The 19,016-nt window shown below is 52.7% G+C and carries 18 protein-coding genes and 1 other RNA gene; 18 read left to right on the top strand and 1 reads right to left on the bottom strand.

The features are described 5' to 3' along the window. The first annotated feature begins 172 nt into the window (after positions 1-172). Together AC58P5_RS27415 and argS are read left to right on the top strand one after the other, a co-directional pair. Positions 173-589: a YwiB family protein gene (locus tag AC58P5_RS27415; protein WP_497392196.1), complete on the top strand. Its 417-nt coding sequence runs from the start codon at positions 173-175 to the stop codon at positions 587-589. Beyond that, complete coding sequence (gene argS, locus AC58P5_RS27410) at positions 586-2,259, top strand: arginine--tRNA ligase (protein WP_497392194.1); 1,674 nt, start codon at positions 586-588, stop codon at positions 2,257-2,259. The genes AC58P5_RS27415 and argS overlap by 4 nt, the downstream gene beginning before the upstream one ends. Before the next feature lie 304 nt (positions 2,260-2,563). On the opposite strand, the gene AC58P5_RS27405 is transcribed toward argS, so the two are convergent. Continuing rightward, positions 2,564-3,742, bottom strand: a complete 1,179-nt coding sequence (locus AC58P5_RS27405; protein WP_497392192.1) for a S8 family peptidase — start codon at positions 3,740-3,742, stop codon at positions 2,564-2,566. Between the two features lie 370 nt (positions 3,743-4,112). Here AC58P5_RS27405 and rpoE point away from each other — a divergent pair, with 370 nt between their 5' ends. From rpoE to AC58P5_RS27325, 16 genes are all read left to right on the top strand, one after another. Beyond that, entirely contained in the window at positions 4,113-4,703 is a 591-nt protein-coding gene (gene rpoE / locus AC58P5_RS27400) for a DNA-directed RNA polymerase subunit delta (protein WP_497392190.1), read from the top strand. Between the two features lie 300 nt (positions 4,704-5,003). After that, positions 5,004-6,620: a CTP synthase gene (gene pyrG / locus AC58P5_RS27395; protein WP_497392188.1), complete on the top strand. Its 1,617-nt coding sequence runs from the start codon at positions 5,004-5,006 to the stop codon at positions 6,618-6,620. A 160-nt stretch (positions 6,621-6,780) separates the two neighbouring features. Beyond that, positions 6,781-7,161 (top strand): response regulator, encoded by a 381-nt coding sequence (locus AC58P5_RS27390; protein ID WP_009671611.1) that lies wholly within the window; start codon positions 6,781-6,783, stop codon positions 7,159-7,161. Positions 7,162-7,318: 157 nt separating this feature from the next. Next, a complete protein-coding gene (gene fba, locus AC58P5_RS27385) occupies positions 7,319-8,173 on the top strand; it encodes a class II fructose-1,6-bisphosphate aldolase (protein ID WP_009671622.1) in 855 nt (284 codons plus the stop codon). Between the two features lie 342 nt (positions 8,174-8,515). Further along, a complete protein-coding gene (murA, locus tag AC58P5_RS27380) occupies positions 8,516-9,775 on the top strand; it encodes a UDP-N-acetylglucosamine 1-carboxyvinyltransferase (RefSeq protein ID WP_497392185.1) in 1,260 nt (419 codons plus the stop codon). A gap of 93 nt (positions 9,776-9,868) precedes the next feature. Then, on the top strand, positions 9,869-11,161 hold the full coding sequence (gene rho, locus AC58P5_RS27375; protein ID WP_497392183.1) for a transcription termination factor Rho: 1,293 nt from the start codon (positions 9,869-9,871) through the stop codon (positions 11,159-11,161). Between the two features lie 54 nt (positions 11,162-11,215). Further along, positions 11,216-12,478, top strand: a complete 1,263-nt coding sequence (locus AC58P5_RS27370; protein ID WP_497392181.1) for a radical SAM family protein — start codon at positions 11,216-11,218, stop codon at positions 12,476-12,478. A gap of 104 nt (positions 12,479-12,582) precedes the next feature. Continuing rightward, a complete protein-coding gene (rpmE, locus tag AC58P5_RS27365; protein WP_016423669.1) occupies positions 12,583-12,780 on the top strand; it encodes a 50S ribosomal protein L31 in 198 nt (65 codons plus the stop codon). 100 nt (positions 12,781-12,880) lie between these two features. Continuing rightward, positions 12,881-13,282, top strand: a complete 402-nt coding sequence (locus tag AC58P5_RS27360) for a hypothetical protein (RefSeq protein ID WP_497392179.1) — start codon at positions 12,881-12,883, stop codon at positions 13,280-13,282. 94 nt (positions 13,283-13,376) lie between these two features. Then, positions 13,377-13,641: signal recognition particle sRNA large type (ffs, locus tag AC58P5_RS27355), an RNA gene on the top strand. Positions 13,642-13,830: 189 nt separating this feature from the next. Then, positions 13,831-15,270 carry an ATP-binding protein gene (locus AC58P5_RS27350; RefSeq protein ID WP_497392177.1) on the top strand — a complete coding sequence of 480 codons (1,440 nt, stop codon included), beginning with the start codon at positions 13,831-13,833 and terminating at the stop codon, positions 15,268-15,270. A gap of 87 nt (positions 15,271-15,357) precedes the next feature. Next, positions 15,358-17,097 (top strand): DNA polymerase III subunit gamma/tau, encoded by a 1,740-nt coding sequence (gene dnaX, locus AC58P5_RS27345; protein WP_497392175.1) that lies wholly within the window; start codon positions 15,358-15,360, stop codon positions 17,095-17,097. A 34-nt stretch (positions 17,098-17,131) separates the two neighbouring features. Next, positions 17,132-17,443 (top strand): YbaB/EbfC family nucleoid-associated protein, encoded by a 312-nt coding sequence (locus tag AC58P5_RS27340; protein ID WP_497392173.1) that lies wholly within the window; start codon positions 17,132-17,134, stop codon positions 17,441-17,443. 62 nt (positions 17,444-17,505) lie between these two features. Beyond that, positions 17,506-18,102 carry a recombination mediator RecR gene (gene recR / locus AC58P5_RS27335; RefSeq protein WP_009671618.1) on the top strand — a complete coding sequence of 199 codons (597 nt, stop codon included), beginning with the start codon at positions 17,506-17,508 and terminating at the stop codon, positions 18,100-18,102. A gap of 175 nt (positions 18,103-18,277) precedes the next feature. After that, the gene (locus tag AC58P5_RS27330) at positions 18,278-18,553 is read left to right on the top strand and encodes a DUF2508 family protein (RefSeq protein WP_497392171.1); all 276 of its coding nucleotides are present in this window, start codon (positions 18,278-18,280) and stop codon (positions 18,551-18,553) included. After that, a complete protein-coding gene (locus tag AC58P5_RS27325) occupies positions 18,550-18,813 on the top strand; it encodes a pro-sigmaK processing inhibitor BofA family protein (protein WP_497392169.1) in 264 nt (87 codons plus the stop codon). The genes AC58P5_RS27330 and AC58P5_RS27325 overlap by 4 nt, the downstream gene beginning before the upstream one ends. Positions 18,814-19,016: the final 203 nt, after the last annotated feature.

Raw genomic sequence — 19,016 nt, 5'->3', positions numbered from 1 at the left:
GGATAAAGGCTTTTGGCTGCGGATGCAATGATCCATTGAAAATACCCGTATGATACTATACACTTAAAGCTAACTTTGTTTTTTGCCGGACCGCACGGGCGAGAAGGCGATTTTAGCCGGGAAATTCCCCGAAGCGGCAGGCGCAGTCAAGAAAGAACGGAGCGTTCGGATCATGTCCAACAAGAAAAACGTCCGCATCCGCATAACAAGCGTTTCCGGACAGGAATCGATCATACAGGAAGCCCGCGGAGAGCTGTACATCCGGGAAGGGAAAGTATATGTCCTCTACCAGGAGACATCGGAGGAAATGGGCAGCACCTCGACTATGGTAAAGGCGGGTCCCGAGGAGCTCAAGATCACGAGAAAAGGGCAAGTCGGATCCGAGCAGGCGTTTGTAGCGGGTCATTCCCGGACAGGCTGGTACCGGATGCCGGAAGGCTCGCTCCCCATCGAAACGCGTACGCGGACGTACGTCCGGAATCTCCGTGACGGCATCGGTGTCATTGATTGGAGCTACGACCTGTATGTAGGTGAAGAACATGCCGGTTTATATACATTATCGTTAACGATTCAGGAGGATGTAAGATGAATGTGCTCGAGCAGGTAAAAGAAACGCTTAAAATAACCATAGGCGAGGCCGCGGTCGCAGCGGGACTCGTACAGGCTTCGGAGCTTCCCGAGATTGTGCTGGAAGTCCCGAAAGATAAAGCTCACGGTGATTTTGCGACCAACCTGGCCATGCAGCTTTCCCGGATAGCCAAGCAGAATCCGCGTGTGATTGCGGAACAGCTGATCCAGAAACTCGACAAAGAGAAGGCTCAGATCGCGGATGTTCAAATCGCGGGTCCCGGTTTTATCAATTTCCGTATGGACAAAAGCTACCTCTATCCGATTCTTGCCCAAGTGGCGGAGCAGGCGGACGCCTACGGCGCAGTAAACTTGGGACAAGGACGCAAGGTGCAGATGGAGTTCGTCAGCGCGAATCCGACCGGTTCCCTGCACCTCGGACACGCACGCGGCGCGGCGGTGGGCGACGCCCTGTGCAACGTGCTGGCTCTTGCCGGTTACAACGTTACGCGCGAATACTACATCAACGATGCGGGCAACCAGGTGAACAACCTGGCCAAATCCATCGAAGCGCGCTATCTGCAGGCTCTCGGCCAGGATGCCGAAATGCCGGAAGACGGCTACCACGGCGAAGATATCAAAGGATTCGCCAGCGAGCTTGCGGCCGAAGAGGGCGACCGTCTGACCAAGCTCGGACAGGACGAGCGTTTGTCTTATTTCCGCCAGTACGGGCTGAAAAAAGAACTCGATAAAATCAAGCGCGACCTCGGACGGTTCGGCGTTAAATTTGATGAGTGGTTCTCTGAAACCTCCATTTATGAAAATAACCTGATTGACGACGTGCTCGGCAAACTCCGTGAATCCGGTTACGTGTACGAGCTGGATGGAGCAACCTGGCTGCGTACGACAGAGCTTGGCGACGATAAGGACCGTGTCCTGATCAAAAACGACGGTTCCTTCACGTATTTGACGCCGGACGTGGCTTACCACCGAAACAAGTTCCAGCGCGGCTACGACGAACTGATCAATATATGGGGAGCGGACCATCACGGCTATATTCCGCGTATGAAAGCGGCCATGACGGCGCTCGGCTACGACGCGAACCGTCTGACGGTGCTTATCGCCCAGATGGTGAGCCTGTTCCAGAACGGCGAGAAAGTGAAAATGTCCAAGCGTACCGGCAAAGCGGTTACGATGGAAGACCTGATGGACGAAGTCGGCGTCGACGCCATCCGTTATTTCTTCACGATGCGCAGCATGGACTCGCATCTTGATTTCGACATGGATTTGGCGATTTCCAAATCCAATGAGAACCCCGTGTTCTACGTGCAGTATGCACATGCACGGATATGCAGCATCTTCCGGCAGGCGGAAGAGCAGGGCGTGGAGCTGCGCGGTCTGGCGCAGGTAGACTTGTCCCGGCTATCGACGGAAGCCGAATATGAGCTGCTGCGCAAAATCGGCGAGCTTCCGCAGGAAGTCGCCATCGCGGCCGAGCTGTATGCGCCGCACCGCCTGATCCGCTACGTGTACGATCTGGCCGGGCTGTTCCACAGCTACTACAGAGCGGAGCGCGTGATTACCGAGGATGCGGAGCAGACGCAGGCCCGCCTGGCACTGCTGGGCGCGCTGCGCACCGTTATCGCCAATGTGCTGGCGGTCGTAGGCGTATCCGCTCCGGACCGGATGTAGGCTGCGGCCGTACACAACTGCGCAGCCGCGTTCATGCGCTTCCCGCCCCAGGGCACAGGCTCTCGCTATGCGTCAAGCAACGCGCGAGCTTCCGGCGCGTCGTGGAGAGCCGCATGGCGGCGGCTGAGCATGGGCGGCTTTACGCGGCTGTCCCGGGACCCGGCGGTCCATTCCCGTTTGAATGGGACAGCCGTCCCGGACCGTCCGCTTTGTGCCTGCCGGCATGCGCCCGCCTTGCTTCCCCGGCAGCGGCCTTGCCGCTTCACGGCACCAAAACAAACACAACCTGACGCTTTCAGCGGCGTCAGGTTGTGTTTGTTTTGAGCAGAGCGGTTACGGCCCGCCTCGCATGGATGAGGCCGGGAGCATCCGTACCCTCCGGCGGTTTCGCTTTCGTGAGCGGCGTTGCGCTGCGCCGGAGAATCTGCTTGATCTGCTGCGGCCGCAGGGACGGCCTCACCGATAGCATAAGGGCGATGACACCGCTCACATGCGCGGTCGCCATCGAGGTGCCGCTGAGCTCGTTGTACTTGCCGTGCAGCCAGCAGGAATAAATGCTTTCGCCCGGCGCATAAATATCTATGCGTTTGCCGCGGTTGCTGAAGGGGGCGACTTTGTTGACCTTGGTTGTCGCCCCTACGGAGAAGACACTCGGAAAACGCGCCGGATAGTCAATCGCCGCCCCCTTGCCGTCATTGCCGGAAGAAGCGACGACGATGGTGCCGGATTGATAGGCGTTGATCACCGCTTCCTCCAGCGCCCGGCTGTACGTTTTCATTCCAAAGCTCATGTTGATGATGTCCAGGCCGTTGCGCACACACCAGTCGATCCCCGCCACAATATCCGAGACGAACGCGCTTCCGTTCATATCGAATGCTTTAACCGCGTGGATGACGGCTTTGGGAGCCACTCCGATGATTCCTATCCGTCCCGCAGCGGCGATGGTTCCGGCTATATGTGTCCCGTGTCCGTTGTCGTCATAGGGGGGCTGGCTGCGATTGAGCAGGTTGATGCCCCGCGCGACCGAGGCCTGCAAGTCCGGATGGTAGTAGTCAATGCCGGTGTCGATAACGCCGATCGTGACGCGGCTTCCTTTGGCTTTTTTCCATACGTCCGGAGCTTTGACCTGTTGGACGCCCCAGGGGATAAACTGAGAGCCTTCGGACGTTTTTTCGACGATTTCCGATGTTTTTACTGTCTTTCTGGGCCGCAGCTGGATATTTATGGCCGCATCCTCTTCAATAGAGAGAACAGCGGGATGCTTAATCAGTTCCGCAACATTACGGATAGGGCACGAGATCCCCCGGACCAGTTTCAGATCAGATACGGAAGACAGGCTGGAGTGCGTATCTTTGTGCAGGCGGATAAGCTCGGTGACCTGCCGGTAATCCCGATCGCTCTGGAAAAGAATGATGTGCCGGCGCTCCCCCTGCGATGCCTGGATTTCTTCATGCAGCATCATGAGCAATCGTTTCGAGTCCAAAGCCCCATTCCTCCCATAAACCGAAGGTGCAATTCTGGCTTATTATATGTACAGGTCGGGGGGCCCGACTGAGAATAAGGCCCCTTTCCAAATAATTAGGTGCAGTGCCGTGTCAACGTGCTCTTGCCTACATAACATAAAGGGAGAGGTGAAATATCTCTCGGTTTCAAGGGGCGGGGATGAGCGGATCGGCGATTCGTTCGTAACCGCAGGATACAGTCGGGAAGCGGAGGGAAACCTTCGCTTTTACTCTTGTATCGGGGGACAAGCGGGCAGGAGTTGCATTTTTACATAAAATAGGTTTTACTTAAGGATGAAATGGGATAAGGTAGTTAAAGTATTGTTAATACGGTGAAGGGAAGTGCCACAAATGAGTAGCCCGTACACACTGAAAATCAAGCCGGAAAAAGCCGCGGAAATGCCGATGGTGGATCTGGCGTTTGAGGTGCTTAAAGCGGCCAACACGCCGTTCTATTATCGCGACCTGATGCAGGAAATCGCGAAAATCAAAGGCTTGGCTGAAAATGAAACGATGAATGTCATTGCCCAACTATATACAGAGATTAATATCGATGGCCGTTTTGCCTGCGTCGGAACAAACCTGTGGGGCCTGAAGCGCTGGTATCCGGTCGAGAAATCGGACGACGCCGTAGGCAACGCCAAGCGTCCGCGTATTATCAACGACGAAGACGACGATCTCGACGAGGATCCGTACTCCGAGGAAGAAGGATACAAAGAAGAAGAGTACGATACCTTCACTCCGGACGGCTTTGACAGCAAAGACACCGAAGAAGAAGAAGAAGAGGAAGAAGAGGAAGAGGAAGAGACCGAATTCTTCGAAGAAGAAGAGATAGACGAAGAGCTGGAAGGTGCCGAAATCGACGAAGAAGTCGATGAGGAAACCGACGAAGATTCGGACGACGATGAAGATTTCGAGGCGGGCGACGAGAAGGATAAATAATTCATCGTGGCTGTTCTTGACAGAGGATGTCGTTCTTAGTAAACTATTGCATGGGCTTTAAAAAGAACGACCAAATTTACGCCATATAAAAAGTGCCCCGTATACCACGGGTGTCACTTTTTTTGTTTTTTCAGGGACATTATTTGATGTCCCGGAGGTTTTGGTGGAAGCCTAGAAGGGACCGGCCGTTTTCTTGGACTGCCGCATATGCGGCATGCAATCAGACGTTCGGTCCCCCACTTTTGTACGGCGAACCTTTATGCACCCAAGACTTTAGATATGCTCGAAAGGAGTTCTCAGATGACTAAGTATATTTTTGTAACCGGGGGTGTCGTTTCCTCGCTCGGTAAAGGCATCACGGCGGCTTCTCTGGGCCGCTTGCTCAAAAACCGGGGTCTGAAAGTGACCATCCAGAAGTTCGATCCCTACATTAACATCGATCCGGGGACGATGAGCCCTTACCAGCACGGGGAAGTTTTCGTAACGGACGACGGCGCCGAGACTGACCTCGATCTGGGTCACTATGAACGGTTTATTGACATCAATCTCTCTAAGAACTCCAACGTAACGACGGGTAAAGTGTATTCTTCCGTTATTACCAAAGAGCGCAGAGGCGAATATCTGGGCGGAACGGTACAAGTTATTCCTCACATTACAAATGAAATCAAGGACCGCGTGTTCCGTGCGGGCCGCGAAGCGGGTTCGGATGTAGTTATTACCGAAATTGGCGGAACCGTGGGCGATATCGAGAGCCTTCCGTTCCTCGAAGCGATCCGGCAGATCAAGAGCGACATCGGCCGCGAGAACGTGATGTACATTCACGTTACCCTGATTCCTTACATCAAAGCCGCGGGCGAAGTCAAAACGAAACCGACGCAGCACAGCGTAAAAGAATTGCGCAGCCTCGGTATCCAGCCGCACGTGATCGTCTGCCGTACGGAGCATGCTCTTACGGAAGACATGAAGCGCAAGATCGCCCAATTCTGCGACACGGATCCGGAAGCGGTCGTGGAATGCCTGGACGCCGAAACCTTGTACGAAGTGCCGATGATGCTCAGAGAGCAGGGGCTTGACGATATCGTCGTCAACCACTTGAAGCTCGGCGGCGCGGCACAGCCGGACATGACCGAGTGGGAACAGCTCGTCCAGCGCGTCAAAGGCTTGAAAGAAACGACCGAGATCGCCATTGTCGGCAAATATGTCGCCCTGCATGACGCCTACCTCAGCATCGTGGAATCGCTCGGCCATGCCGGTATCGACAACGGAGCCGAAGTGAAGATTCGTTGGGTCAACGCGGAAGAAGTGTACGATCACAACGTGGACGAGCTTCTCGGCGGCGTGGACGGCATCCTCGTTCCGGGTGGGTTTGGAGACCGCGGCATCGAGGGCAAGGTTATCGCCATCCGCCATGCGCGCGAGAAGAGGATTCCTTTCTTCGGTATCTGCCTGGGTATGCAGGTTGCGGTGATCGAGTATGCACGCGCGCTTGCCAGTCTCGAGGGAGCGAACAGCTCCGAGATCAACCCGGTCACGCCTTACCCGGTTATCGACCTGCTGCCTGAGCAGAAGGATATCGAGAACCTTGGCGGAACGATGCGTCTGGGACTCTACCCTTGCAAATTGGTGGAAGGTTCCCTGGCCATGCAGTGCTACAATGACGAGCTCGTGTACGAACGTCACCGTCACCGGTACGAGTTTAACAACGAATACCGTGAAATCATCGAATCCGCAGGGCTGCTCATCTCCGGTACTTCTCCGGACGGCCGCCTGGTCGAAATCGTCGAGCTTCCGGACCACCCTTGGTTCCTGGCCGTTCAATTCCATCCGGAATTTACGTCCCGTCCGAATCGTCCGCAGCCGCTTTTCCGTGAGTTCGTGAAAGCAGCCTTTAATCATAAGCAAGAATCCCGGGCGTAATAGCCGGGATTTTTCTTTTTTTTTACTTATTTGTTCATTCTCCCCGAGGGGAGGGAGGAAATCGGCGAGTCGATAGCGAAGTAGGGGGGAGTTCGAGTTCGCACGGCTGCAAAGTTCATATTCGGAACTCAGCCTTAAGCTTGTGGAAGGAGGCTTTCCCGTGAGTAAAAAAATCCTAATCGTGGATGATCAGAATGGAATCCGGATGCTTCTTATGGAAGTATTCAGCAACGAGGGTTACGAAACCTATCAAGCGCCTAACGGCAAAACCGCCTTGGAGATTGTTAAAACGCATTCTCCCGATCTGGTCCTGCTGGATATGAAAATACCAGGCATGGACGGTTTAGATATTCTGAAGCACGTCAAAAGTATCGATCCCTCCATCAAGGTCATTATGATGACCGCCTACGGAGAGCTGGATATGATCAAGGAAGCTACCGAACTTGGAGCCATCATGCATTTTACAAAACCGTTCGATATCGACGAATTAAGACTGGCTGTTCATACGCAGTTGATTGAAACTACGCCGCTGGGATCCTGATTGCAAAGGGTCCTTTTTTTGTGAAAACTTTCACGTCGCCCGGCAGGCTCGGTTACGTTTTGTCAGGGAGTGTGCTATAATAACACCGTATGACAAAAAGAGCGGCAGCGCATCTTAAAAACGATCAAGCCAACACACACAGTAGGAGGAAGAAATCATGCCATTGGTTTCAATGAATGAATTTTTACCTAAGGCTAAAGCAAACAAGTTTGCGGTAGGCCAGTTCAACATGAACAACCTGGAGTTTGCCCAAGCGATCACGGAAGCGGCTATGGAGCTGAACTCTCCGTTCATTTTCGGTGTCAGCGAAGGCGCACTCAAGTATATGGGGATCGAATACACGGTAGCGATCGCGGAAGCGGCTGCCAAGCAGTCCGGCCTTCCGATTGCTCTTCACCTCGACCACGGCAGCTCTTTTGAAGTGGCGATGAAATGTATCCGTGCCGGCTTCAGCTCCGTTATGTTCGACGGTTCCCACTACTCTTATGAAGAGAATGTACGCCTGACCAAAGAAGTCGTAAAAGCCGCGCATGCAATGGGCGTTTCCGTTGAAGGCGAGCTTGGAACGATCGGCGGCGTTGAAGATGATATCTCCGTAGACGAAGCCGATGCTAACCTGGCGAAGCCGGAAGAAGCTATCCGCTACTACGAAGAAACCGGAGTCGATTGTGTGGCAATCGCGGTCGGAACTGCACACGGCATGTATGCAGGCGAGCCGAACATTCACTTTGACATCATCGAGAAAGTTTCGCAGGCCATCCCGATTCCTGTCGTTCTTCACGGCGGATCCGGCGTACCGGACGAAATGATCAAGAAAGCGATCGCAGCAGGCGCAGGCAAAGTTAACGTGAACACGGAGAACCAAGTGGCCGCTACAGCCGCTATCCGTGAAGTTCTCGGTGCCGACGCTAAAGTATACGATCCTCGCAAATACCTCACCCCAGCACGCAAAGCGATGGTTGAAGTTGTGAAATCCAAAATTCAACTGTTCGGCAGCGCGAACCAAGCTTAATACCGATTCAGATAGAGACAGAGACGGGAAATGCATCTTAACGGATGCATTTCTCTCTTCTATTTTAGGTTCCGTATCCATCCCAGACGCCCCATACTCCCTTAAAAGTTGACAACGCACGTAAACTGCGTTTTATTTAGATATGTATACTTGATTTCTATCCGATACGTTTATTGTGTGAGCCAGGAGCCAGCCCCCGATTTAGCGGGCGGCCTTCTATTTTTGTATGCAGCCAAACAAGAGCTGCTTCTAGTTGTTGCAGCAGGTCACTTTTGATTTTTTTTACAAATTGTAGTTAAGCAGCTAAGCTATCTACCGGAAGCAGGGGGAAGATAACGCATTATGGAAAAATTAATGATCGCAGGCGGACGTCCGCTCAAAGGGACAGTAACAATCAGCGGGGCCAAGAACAGTGCCGTTGCTTTAATACCCGCCGCGATACTCGCCGAATCGACGGTTACCTTGGACAATTTGCCGCACCTCAGCGATGTGGCTATCTATACAGAAATTCTTAGCGAACTCGGGGCTTCCATCGAATGGAACAACGAGCAGATGATTATCGATCCGAGCGCCATGAAGAGCAAGCCGATGCCCAACGGCAACGTGAAGAAGCTTAGAGCCTCCTACTATCTCATGGGAGCCATGCTTGGAAGATTCGGCGAGGCCATAATCGGCTTGCCGGGGGGCTGCAATTTCGAGCCGCGTCCGATTGATTTGCATATCAAAGGGTTCGAGGCGCTGGGCGCCGAAATTTCCAATGAGAACGGCTCGCTGCATATTCGGGCCAAACAGCTCCGCGGAGCCAAAATTTATTTGGATATGGTCAGTGTAGGCGCAACGATCAACATCATGCTTGCCGCCTCCCGTGCCAAAGGCTTCACTTTGATTGAAAATGCGGCCAAAGAGCCTGAAATTATAGATGTAGCGACACTCCTTAACTCCATGGGAGCGAAAATCAAAGGAGCCGGGACGGAAACGATCCGCATCGAAGGGGTAGACGAGATGCACGGCTGCCGTCACTCCATAATCCCTGACCGTATACAGGCAGGGACCTATATGATTGCCGCAGCGGCAACAAGGGGAGACGTAACGGTAGATAATATTATTCCGAAGCATATGGAAGCGATGACGGCCAAACTGCAGGAAATGGGCGTTGAAATTCACGAGATGGATGAGTCGATCCGCGTGGTGGGTCGAGCTCTTTACGACAGTATAGATGTAAAAGCGCTGGTTTATCCCGGCTTTGCGACGGACCTTCAATCCCCGATGACGAGTCTGCTTACGCAGACCAGCGGTGTGAGCATGCTGACGGACCTTGTCTACAGCAACCGGTTCAAGCATGTGCCTGAACTGGTCCGCATGGGAGCAAAGATCAAAGTAGAGGGCCGGACAGCCATCATCGAGGGCGGCACGCTAAGTGCGGCAAAAGTGAAAGCAAGCGACCTGCGGGCAGGCGCAGCCTTGGTTATTGCGGGTCTTACCGTGCCGTCCGATGTTACGGAGGTTACAGGTGTGGAATATATCGACCGCGGTTATGACAATCTTGTTGCCAACCTGACTCTACTTGGCGCGGAAGTATGGCGCGAGAACGGCGAAGAATAGGCCCGGAATAAGAAAGCGGCCTTAGGGCAACACTGGGTACTAACTTTCTAGATTTATGAAATTAATAACTTACTAGTTTGGTGGTTGAATAGAATGGATATGCACCTCGCTCAGTTGGAGGCACTCAAGCTTACGGAGCTTTATAAGCTCGCCAAAAAATATCAGATCCCGTACTATGGGCAGCTTAAGAAAAAAGAGCTCATCTTTTCCATTCTGCGGGCCCAGGCAGCGGAAAGCGGCCTCATGTTTATGGAAGGAGTTCTGGAGGTTCTGCAGGAGGGCTTTGGTTTCCTGCGACCGATTAACTACCTTCCGAGTACGGAGGACATCTACATTTCTGCCTCCCAGATCCGTAAATTCGACCTCCGCTCAGGAGATCTTGTTTCCGGTAAATGCCGCCCGCCGAAAGAGAACGAGCGATATTTCGGACTTCTGCAAGTGGAAGCCGTCAACGGCGAAAGCCCCGACACGGCGTCCGAACGTCTGCACTTTCCGGCTCTCACGCCGCTGTATCCGCAGACAAAAGTTGTTCTCGAAACCTCTCCCGAGAAGCTCTCGACGAGAATCATGGACCTTATGGCACCCGTCGGTCTCGGACAGCGCGGTCTGATCGTTGCGCCTCCGAAAGCGGGGAAAACCCTGCTTCTCAAAGAAATCGCGAACAGCATTTCCACCAATTATCCGGAGATCGAGCTTTTCGTTCTTCTGATCGACGAACGACCGGAAGAAGTGACGGATATGCAGCGTTCCGTCAAAGGGGAAGTTGTCGCTTCCACTTTCGATGAGCTGCCGGAAAATCACATCAAGGTAGCGGAACTTGTTCTGGAGCGCGCGCAGCGTCTTGTGGAACATAAGAAGGATGTCGTCATTCTTTTGGACAGCATTACCCGCTTGGCTCGCGCCTATAACCTCGTTGTTCCGCCGTCCGGACGCACTTTGTCCGGTGGTATCGATCCAGGCGCGTTCCATCGTCCGAAGCGTTTCTTCGGTGCCGCCCGGAATATCGAAGAAGGCGGCAGCCTGACCATTCTGGCCACCGCGCTTGTCGAAACGGGATCGCGTATGGATGACGTCATTTATGAAGAATTTAAAGGCACGGGGAACATGGAGCTGCATCTGGACCGTAAACTTGCGGAACGCCGGACCTTCCCGGCCATCGATATCCGCCGTTCGGGCACGCGCCGCGAAGAAAGTCTGCTTACCAAAGAAGAACTCGAGAAGGTATGGGGATTGCGCAAAAGCATGAACGATACTTATGAATATACGGAAGCTTTCATCAAGAAACTGGGTGAGACGAAGACGAATCAGGAATTCCTAGATTCCCTGGAAACCAACAACGGGAACGTAACGTTGGGTAAAGGGAAAATGAAAAATTCCGCTTCCTGAGTGTAGGTTGCTGAAAAATTCGCTTCAATTACCCATTCAAAGGAGTACCTGACAATGAATGTGGTTTATGCGGACCCGTCCGGCAATGTATTCGATCATCCCGATTACGAAGCGCTCGGACGGAGTGCCGATCAGATTGTGGAACTACTGGAAGAAGAGCTGATCCCGCTGCCGGAGGGGGCGACTTTGGTAAGTCTGCCTCATACGAGGGCGGTTGGGATCAACACGGAAACGGGCGAGATGGAAGTGCTGCCCGGGGATTTTGCGGCCGTAGGCGCGCTTCTGCCCCAGGGTTTTACACGACTTATGCTGCCCGGTTACGTGAAAACCGATAAAGAGGAGAAGTTTCCTCTGTTCGGTTATACGGCCGTCGTGTGGAAAGACGGGGCCTTCTACGTAGCCGCGGAGCAGTGCGACGATCCGGAACCGTGGAACCCGCGCAACTGCGATCCGGACGAGCTGGAGGTCAGCGTTGAAAAGCTGCGCGCCCGGTATCCGGAGAACCGCCTGTACGAGCATCTGTCCAAATGCGCGCTGGAATACGAATGCCTGACCGCGTCGAATACCTTCCTGAACCGCTGGGAAGGCGCGGTGCCGGTTTCTTTCTCCTGCAACGCAGGCTGCTTCGGCTGCATCTCCGAACAACCCGACGACAGCGGATTTCCCGCCCCGCAGACACGGATGAACTTCAAACCGCAGGCTAAAGAACTCGCCGAGGTTATGCTGGAGCATCTCAAGACGCCGGACAGCATTATTTCCTTCGGTCAAGGCTGCGAAGGCGAGCCGTCCACACAGGCCAAACTCATTATCGAGGCGATGCGCGAAGTGCGAAGCCGGACCGATATGGGCTATATCAATATCAATACCAACGCGGGCTTAAGCGACCATATCCGCGGAATTGTAGACGCGGGGCTTAATCTCATGCGGGTAAGCACCATTTCGGCTCTCGACGATCACTATAACGCGTACTACAAGCCGCGGGGATACACGCTCGCCAACGTCGAGAAATCGCTGAAATATGCTTCAAGCAAAGGCGTCATCACGTCGATCAACTATTTGATTTTTCCGGGTGTAACCGACCGGGAAGAAGAAGTGGAAGCGATGATCGAATTTGTGCGCCGGACCGGACTGCGTCTGATCCAGATGAGGAATCTCAACATCGATCCGGAGAGCTATCTGAATCTGATTCCGAAAGCCCAAGGGGACATTCTGGGCATGAAGCAGATGCTGGACATTTACCGTGAGGAACTGCCCGATGTGGTAATCGGTTCGTACACGCATATCCCGGCTTTCTTCGACCGTGCACAGCGGGCTTGAACAACCCCATTGCAATAAAAGATACACTCATGCTATAATGAGTTTATGTGTCATCATAACTCTGGTTCGACGAATAGATCCAGGGCGGAAAGAGGTGAATGGGAATGAAACAAGGGATCCATCCCAACTATCACGAAACAACGGTAACTTGCGCATGCGGCAACACTTTCGAGAGCGGCTCTGTTAGAGAGAACCTCCGCGTTGAGATTTGCTCCAACTGCCATCCGTTCTTCACCGGCAAACAGAAGTTTATCGATGCCGGCGGTCGTGTGGACAAGTTCAAGAAGAAATACGGTATCTAATTCGAGGTTTTTCCTCAATTCGGATTGCATAACACAACCCTCCTGGGTCATCCTAATAGCGTGCCTTGCACGAAGCAGGATACCAAGGGGGGTTTTTGCTTTGGGAAACGTTATTGTCAAGCGGTTTGCAGGAGGCTTATTGGCCGGTCTTGCGATGGCCGCAGCCATAACCGGATGCAGTCCGGGTCAGCCGGCCGGTCCGAGAGCGTACAATTACTCCAGTGACGGATATTTGGGCACGACAAGCGCAAATCCGAATCTGGCGTTAAACCCGGGCTACCACACTTACCAGGCCGACTCTGACATCGCGCTGTCGGTGCTGGGACGGCTGAAAGGCGTCGTGGACACTCATCTTCAGTTTAACGGTCCGATCGGTTACGTGAAGCTGTCCGTCCCGCCGGGTACACCGCCGGAGAAAGCGGCCGCGATCCGGGCACAAGCCGAGCAGGATCTGCACACGCAATTGCCGAGATACCGGTTTATCGTTACCGTTAAACGGTAGAATAACGCCTTTATTCCAGAATTTTGTCGCTGTCCTTTGGTAAGTTTCTCCCCGGAGTTGCACTTTGCTTCACAATGGGCTATACTTATTTTTGCCGTGCTAGACGGGGAGGTAGCGGTGCCCTGTTGCCCGCAATCCGCTGTAGCGGGGTTGAATCCCTGTTAGAGGTACTGTCGATGTGAGGTTCGGCCTTTACACGTGGTGTTGAGAGTCGGGTCCTTCGCAATGAGCACCAGTGAACCCGGTCAGGTCCGGAAGGAAGCAGCCGTAAGCAGGACCGCCCATGTGCCGAGGGGTTGCCTAACTTGAGCTAACGATAAAGGTACGTTCGTATCGCTTTATCAATAACAGGTGCACGGCCTTATATAAGATTACAAAAAACGAGCCTTCCGGTAGCGGAGGGCTTTTTTTGCGTCCTCTTTTTCTACATAAAAATGACAGTTCGTCGATTTTTGTTTTCCAATAGAAGGAAAATGCTAATAATGAGAGAATAGGTAAACATTCGCAGTCTTTCGGCTTAAAGCTGTTATAAAGAGGGGGAAGGACAAATGTTGGATGCCAGCCTTCATCATATAGGGGTGTTCATTTCCGCAGCTGAGCTGGGAGTAAGATTGGAAGAAATGTTTAAGGGCTGTTTGATTGTAGCTAATGCTCACAATGAGATGGTGTACGTAAACCAACCATTTTTGACTCGAACCGGATATACCGCGGAGGACATGAAAATGGCGCCTTTTTCGGAGGTCATCCAACTTCCTGAACCGGTTGACCGTTTTTATAACCGGCATTTCGATACAGGCAGCGACAAGACGGATCCCATCGCGATCGTAAAAGACAGCCAGGGATTTATCCAGATGCAGAAATGCAGCATGTTGTTTGCGGAAGTAAACAGCGAACCTCATTATCTCTTTCTGCTCGACGACCTAGAGGAAATAGCGGAACAAAATTTGCTCCAGCGTTTCTCGGGTACCTTTTTAAGAGATGTCAATCTGGGCGTTCTGCTCATAGATACCGAATTCCGGCTCGTGGATATCAGCGATATGGCCTGCCGGGTGCTGGGCTTTCATAAAGAATCCATCCTGTTCAAAAGAATAGAAGATATCTTCGCTTCGGTCCCGCCGGAACACCGGCTGGTTGAAAGAACTCTTCTGGACGGGAGAATCGTAAGGAATCATGCGGTTTCGTGGATGAACAATCAAGAACGGTACGAACTGCTGCTGGATTCCAACTTGCTGAGGGATAATGAAGATCAAATCGTTGGCGCTTACATTATTTTTAAAGATGTGACCAACCTTAGGTCTCTCGAAGCCCAGGTTCAGCGCAGCGACCGCCTGGCCATGATCGGACAGATTGCCGCGGGTACGGCACACGAAATAAGAAATCCGTTAACGTCGATTAAGGGATTTTTGCAGGTGCTTAAGAAGACGTTCGAATCCAAGGATATGGCCAAAGAACAGGGTTATATCGATGTTATGCTGGATGAGATCAATCGGGTAAACGAACTGGTTAACGAATTCCTGCTCCTCGGCAAGCCCAAAAACGTTCTGCTGCAGAAAATCGACGTTTCCACGGTAATCAAAGGAATACTGCCGATCATCAACAATGAAGCGATCCTGCATAAAGTGCACATGAACTACGAAGAATCCAGCGGACTGCCGCCCGTTATCGCCGACCAGGAGCTTTTAAAGCAGGTTTTTCTGAATATATGCAAAAACGGCATCGAGGCGCTGACGGATGGGGGCACCCTGACCATCGTGGAGAAATTAGATCCCGACGGCAGATTCGTCAATATCGAAGTGCACGATACAGGCCCCGGAATCCCGGTTTATGTCATCGATAAAATATTCGATCCGTTCTTTACGACCAAAGAGGAAGGAACGGGACTCGGTCTATCGGTCTGCCAGCGGATTATCCACGATATGGGCGGTCATATACGCGTATCGTCCAAAGGCTATGGAACGACCTTCACTGTCAGCATCCCCTGTATCTGATCCCACGCGCTTTCCGAGTTTTATTCCCGCCCGGGTTATAGTATAATGGGTTCAATAATTCAGAACGAATTATTGGAGAGTAAACATATGACACATATCGCTTTATACCGGACTTGGCGATCCCAAGCTTTCCGGGAGTTAGTCGGCCAGAAGCCGATCGTACAGACGCTGCAGAATTCTCTGCGTGAACAACGATTTACCCATGCTTATTTATTCAGCGGTCCCCGCGGTACAGGGAAGACGAGCGCGGCCAAGATTTTGGCCAAAGCCGTTAACTGTGTGCACGGGCCTGCCGAAGAACCGTGCAATGAATGTGAAGCCTGCATTCGGATTTCCGAGGGTTCGGTCATGGACGTCGTCGAAATCGACGCCGCGTCAAATCGCGGTGTAGAAGAGATTCGCGACATCCGGGACAAAGTGAAATATGCACCGACGGAAGTTCGGTACAAAGTATATATCATCGATGAAGTCCATATGCTGACCACGGAAGCTTTCAACGCGCTTCTCAAGACGTTGGAAGAGCCGCCGGCTCACGTTATCTTTATTTTGGCTACGACGGAACCTCACAAGCTTCCCGCTACTATCATCTCTCGCTGCCAGCGGTTTGATTTCCGCCGCGTGTCGATGGAAGAACAGGTCGGGCGGCTTGCCTACGTGTGCCGTGAAGAGAACATATCTATCGATGAAGAGGCTCTTCACTATATTGCGCGCCTGTCGGAAGGCGGGATGCGGGATGCCTTAAGCCTGCTGGACCAGGCATCTTCTTTTGCCGTCGGAACCATTACGACAAGCGATGTGGTCGCTATGACGGGCGGCCTGGCATCGGATCAGTTTGAGAAACTGGTCGGAAGCATGAAAGAACAGGACATTGGTGCCGCACTTGAGCTGATTGATCAGTTTATGCAGGAAGGCAAGAGCGCGGATAAATGCATGGAGAATCTGATCCATTATTTCCGCGATCTTCTGATGATCCGTCTCGTTCCGGATTCGTCCGTGCTGACGGAACGCGTTTTCGATGTCGCCAGGCTGGAGCAGGTTGCGTCCCGTTTCGGGTCCGAACAGCTTATCGCGATCATCGAAGTGCTGAATCAGTACCAAAGTGAAATGAAATATTCCGTGCAGCCGCAGACGATCCTGGAAGTCGCGGTTATGAAAGCGTGCGGAGCCATCGCTTCGGGAGGCGGGGGCCGTCCGGCTGAAGTCCCGCCGGTTTCCCGCTCGGCGGCTGAACCGGAACCGGAGGCCCTTTCCCAGCTTACTCGCAGAATCCAGCAGCTGGAAGAACAGCTTGCCAAACTGATGCAAGGGGGAGTGCCCGCCGCCGGGACTCAGCCGGCAGCCCGGTCTCCGGTTGCGCCGCGCTCGTCTAATGCCGCGGTGCGCAAGGCTTCGGTCCGGCTGGGCGATTTCACGGCCGCAGCCGACAGCCACCATACCCGTGCCGCGCTTGGCAAGTGGACGCAAATTCTGGCCATGGTCAAGGAACGGAAGATCACCGTTCATGCCTGGCTGGTGGACGGGGAGCCCGTCGCCGTTCACGGAGACACGGTGCTTGTAGCTTTCAAAAGCGCCATGCACCGTGACACGACGGAGAAGCCGGCCAACAAGCAGTTGATCGAGCAAGTGATTTCCGAAGCGCTCGGAGAAACGCTTAAGCTGGCGACCGTCATGCAGAAAGAATGGAAGGAAGCCCGCGAAGGTGCCTCCGAGCCTGCCAGAGAAGAACTGACGCTTCAAGCCGAAGACACGGAACCGGACAAGGAACCGTGGGTTGACGAAGCGATCAAGCTGTTCGGCGAAGATCTGGTGAGCATTAAGGATGAATAAGGATCGGCCCCATTAAGACGAAGGAGTTGGGAATATGAATAACATGAACCAAATGATGAAACAAGTGAAGAAAATGCAGGAGCAGATGCTGAAAGTCCAAGAGGAGCTCGGCAGCAAAACTGTCGAAGGAACGGCCGGTGGCGGAGTGGTCACGGTCACTGCAAACGGGCATAAGAAAGTGACGGCAATCTCGATTAAGCCGGAAGCGGTCGATCCGGACGATGTCGAAATGCTGCAGGACCTTATTCTGACAGCCGTGAACGATGCGCTTAACAAAGCGGAAGAAGTGGCTGGTAAAGATATGGGTAAATTTACGGGCGGAATGAATATTCCGGGTCTGTTTTAAGCTAAAGGGCTTCGTGAGAAGCCTTTTTTCCATCTTTATTTACAAAAAGGAGAAACCTGGCGTTGCATTATCCAGAACCGATTTCCAAACTAATCGACGCATTTACACGCTTGCCCGGTGTCGGCCCCAAAACCGCCGGACGTCTGGCTTTTCACGTTCTCCGCATGAAGGAAGAAGATGTGCTTGATTTTGCCAAGGCGCTCGTGAACGTCAAGCGCAATCTGCATTACTGCTCCGTCTGCTGCAATATTACGGATATCGATCCGTGCCGTATTTGTCAGGACAAGAGCCGCGATGGGTCCGTTATCTGCGTGGTTCAGGAGCCGAAGGATCTGGTTGCGATGGAGCGGACGAGAGAATTCGACGGCTACTATCATGTTCTGCACGGCGCCATCTCTCCCATGGAGGGCATTGGACCGGATCAGATCCACATTGCCGAACTGTTGAAACGGCTCGGAGACGAGCAGGTCAAAGAGATGATTCTGGCAACCAACCCCAACATTGAAGGAGAAGCTACGGCCATGTATCTTTCCAGGCTGGTTAAAGGCTTCGGACTTAAGGTAACCCGTATCGCGCATGGTCTTCCTGTCGGGGGAGATTTAGAGTATGCGGACGAGGTAACGCTCACCAAGGCGCTTGAAGGACGCAGGGAGATCTAGAAACGTTATCTCGCCTGCCTACACTGCATTCTTAATTTGGTGAAGATAAAAGCTAACCGCCCTTTTTTTTGAAGGCGGTTTTTTTGTTTTCGGACAGGTTCTAAACCGGTCCCTTTTCTCCATAGATATTAAAGGTGACAGGCTCATGGCGATTATGAGTACAGGGGGAAAAGGCATGAATGAACCGAGGAAGAGTGCATTCTTGTTTCAGCGGGGGACCCGAAAAACAGCCGAGCAGGACAAGCAGGAGCTATTGGCCGAGATCAGATTGGCTCATTCGCAATGGAAAACGGCGCAGCACCATTTCGAACATGCCTTGGAAAAAGACGAGATTGATTATTCCATCTATGCGGTAGAAGCGGCGGAAAAGCGCTACGAGATGCTGCTCAGGCAAGCTAAAAAGCTGAACGTGACTTCCGCTTATCATATTACTGCGGAGGTGAAGGGATGAAACCGGCCGTGTGGGGAATGCTTGCTTTGTCGGCCGGAGCCCTGTTGTTTTTGTTGGTTCGCCAGCCGGGTGCCCGCAAGATTTTCTCAAGCATCGGGGTCCATGTTGTAATAGCCGCATTCCTGCTTTATGGTGTACAGCTGTTAAGCGGATATACGCGGTTCGAACTGCCGATTAACATCTACACAGTAGGAACCGTGTCCGTGCTAGGAGTACCCGGATTGATGCTTTTGACCGCTCTCAAAGTCGTGCTTGTGTAAATTGCCGGCGTATATATTTCACCTGGTTAAAATTGTATGTTTGAAAATTGTTGACTTCGTATTTATGCCGTGGTATCTTATTTAAGTCGCCGCTGAAACACGGTGCCGACAACGAGGCTGACAAGCCGAGATTGTCCTTTGAAAACTGAACAACGAGTGATTGAAGCGTCTCGAGAAATCGAGACATTAATGAGAAGAAATTC

The sequence above is a fragment of the Paenibacillus sp. JT31N7 genome (assembly GCF_059692095.1).
The sequence above is the reverse complement of the archived record's forward strand: the minus strand, read 5'-3'. Positions and strand labels throughout refer to the sequence as shown.

Bases quoted from the DNA above. Each gene is read 5' to 3' on its own strand.
- AC58P5_RS27415 (WP_497392196.1), top strand. From the start codon at position 173: ATGTCCAACAAGAAAAACGTCCGCATCCGCATAACAAGCGTTTCCGGA.
- argS (WP_497392194.1), top strand. From the start codon at position 586: ATGAATGTGCTCGAGCAGGTAAAAGAAACGCTTAAAATAACCATAGGC.
- rpoE (WP_497392190.1), top strand. From the start codon at position 4,113: ATGAGTAGCCCGTACACACTGAAAATCAAGCCGGAAAAAGCCGCGGAA.
- pyrG (WP_497392188.1), top strand. From the start codon at position 5,004: ATGACTAAGTATATTTTTGTAACCGGGGGTGTCGTTTCCTCGCTCGGT.
- fba (WP_009671622.1), top strand. From the start codon at position 7,319: ATGCCATTGGTTTCAATGAATGAATTTTTACCTAAGGCTAAAGCAAAC.
- murA (WP_497392185.1), top strand. From the start codon at position 8,516: ATGGAAAAATTAATGATCGCAGGCGGACGTCCGCTCAAAGGGACAGTA.
- rho (WP_497392183.1), top strand. From the start codon at position 9,869: ATGGATATGCACCTCGCTCAGTTGGAGGCACTCAAGCTTACGGAGCTT.
- AC58P5_RS27370 (WP_497392181.1), top strand. From the start codon at position 11,216: ATGAATGTGGTTTATGCGGACCCGTCCGGCAATGTATTCGATCATCCC.
- rpmE (WP_016423669.1), top strand. From the start codon at position 12,583: ATGAAACAAGGGATCCATCCCAACTATCACGAAACAACGGTAACTTGC.
- AC58P5_RS27350 (WP_497392177.1), top strand. From the start codon at position 13,831: ATGTTGGATGCCAGCCTTCATCATATAGGGGTGTTCATTTCCGCAGCT.
- dnaX (WP_497392175.1), top strand. From the start codon at position 15,358: ATGACACATATCGCTTTATACCGGACTTGGCGATCCCAAGCTTTCCGG.
- AC58P5_RS27340 (WP_497392173.1), top strand. From the start codon at position 17,132: ATGAATAACATGAACCAAATGATGAAACAAGTGAAGAAAATGCAGGAG.
- AC58P5_RS27330 (WP_497392171.1), top strand. From the start codon at position 18,278: ATGAATGAACCGAGGAAGAGTGCATTCTTGTTTCAGCGGGGGACCCGA.
- AC58P5_RS27325 (WP_497392169.1), top strand. From the start codon at position 18,550: ATGAAACCGGCCGTGTGGGGAATGCTTGCTTTGTCGGCCGGAGCCCTG.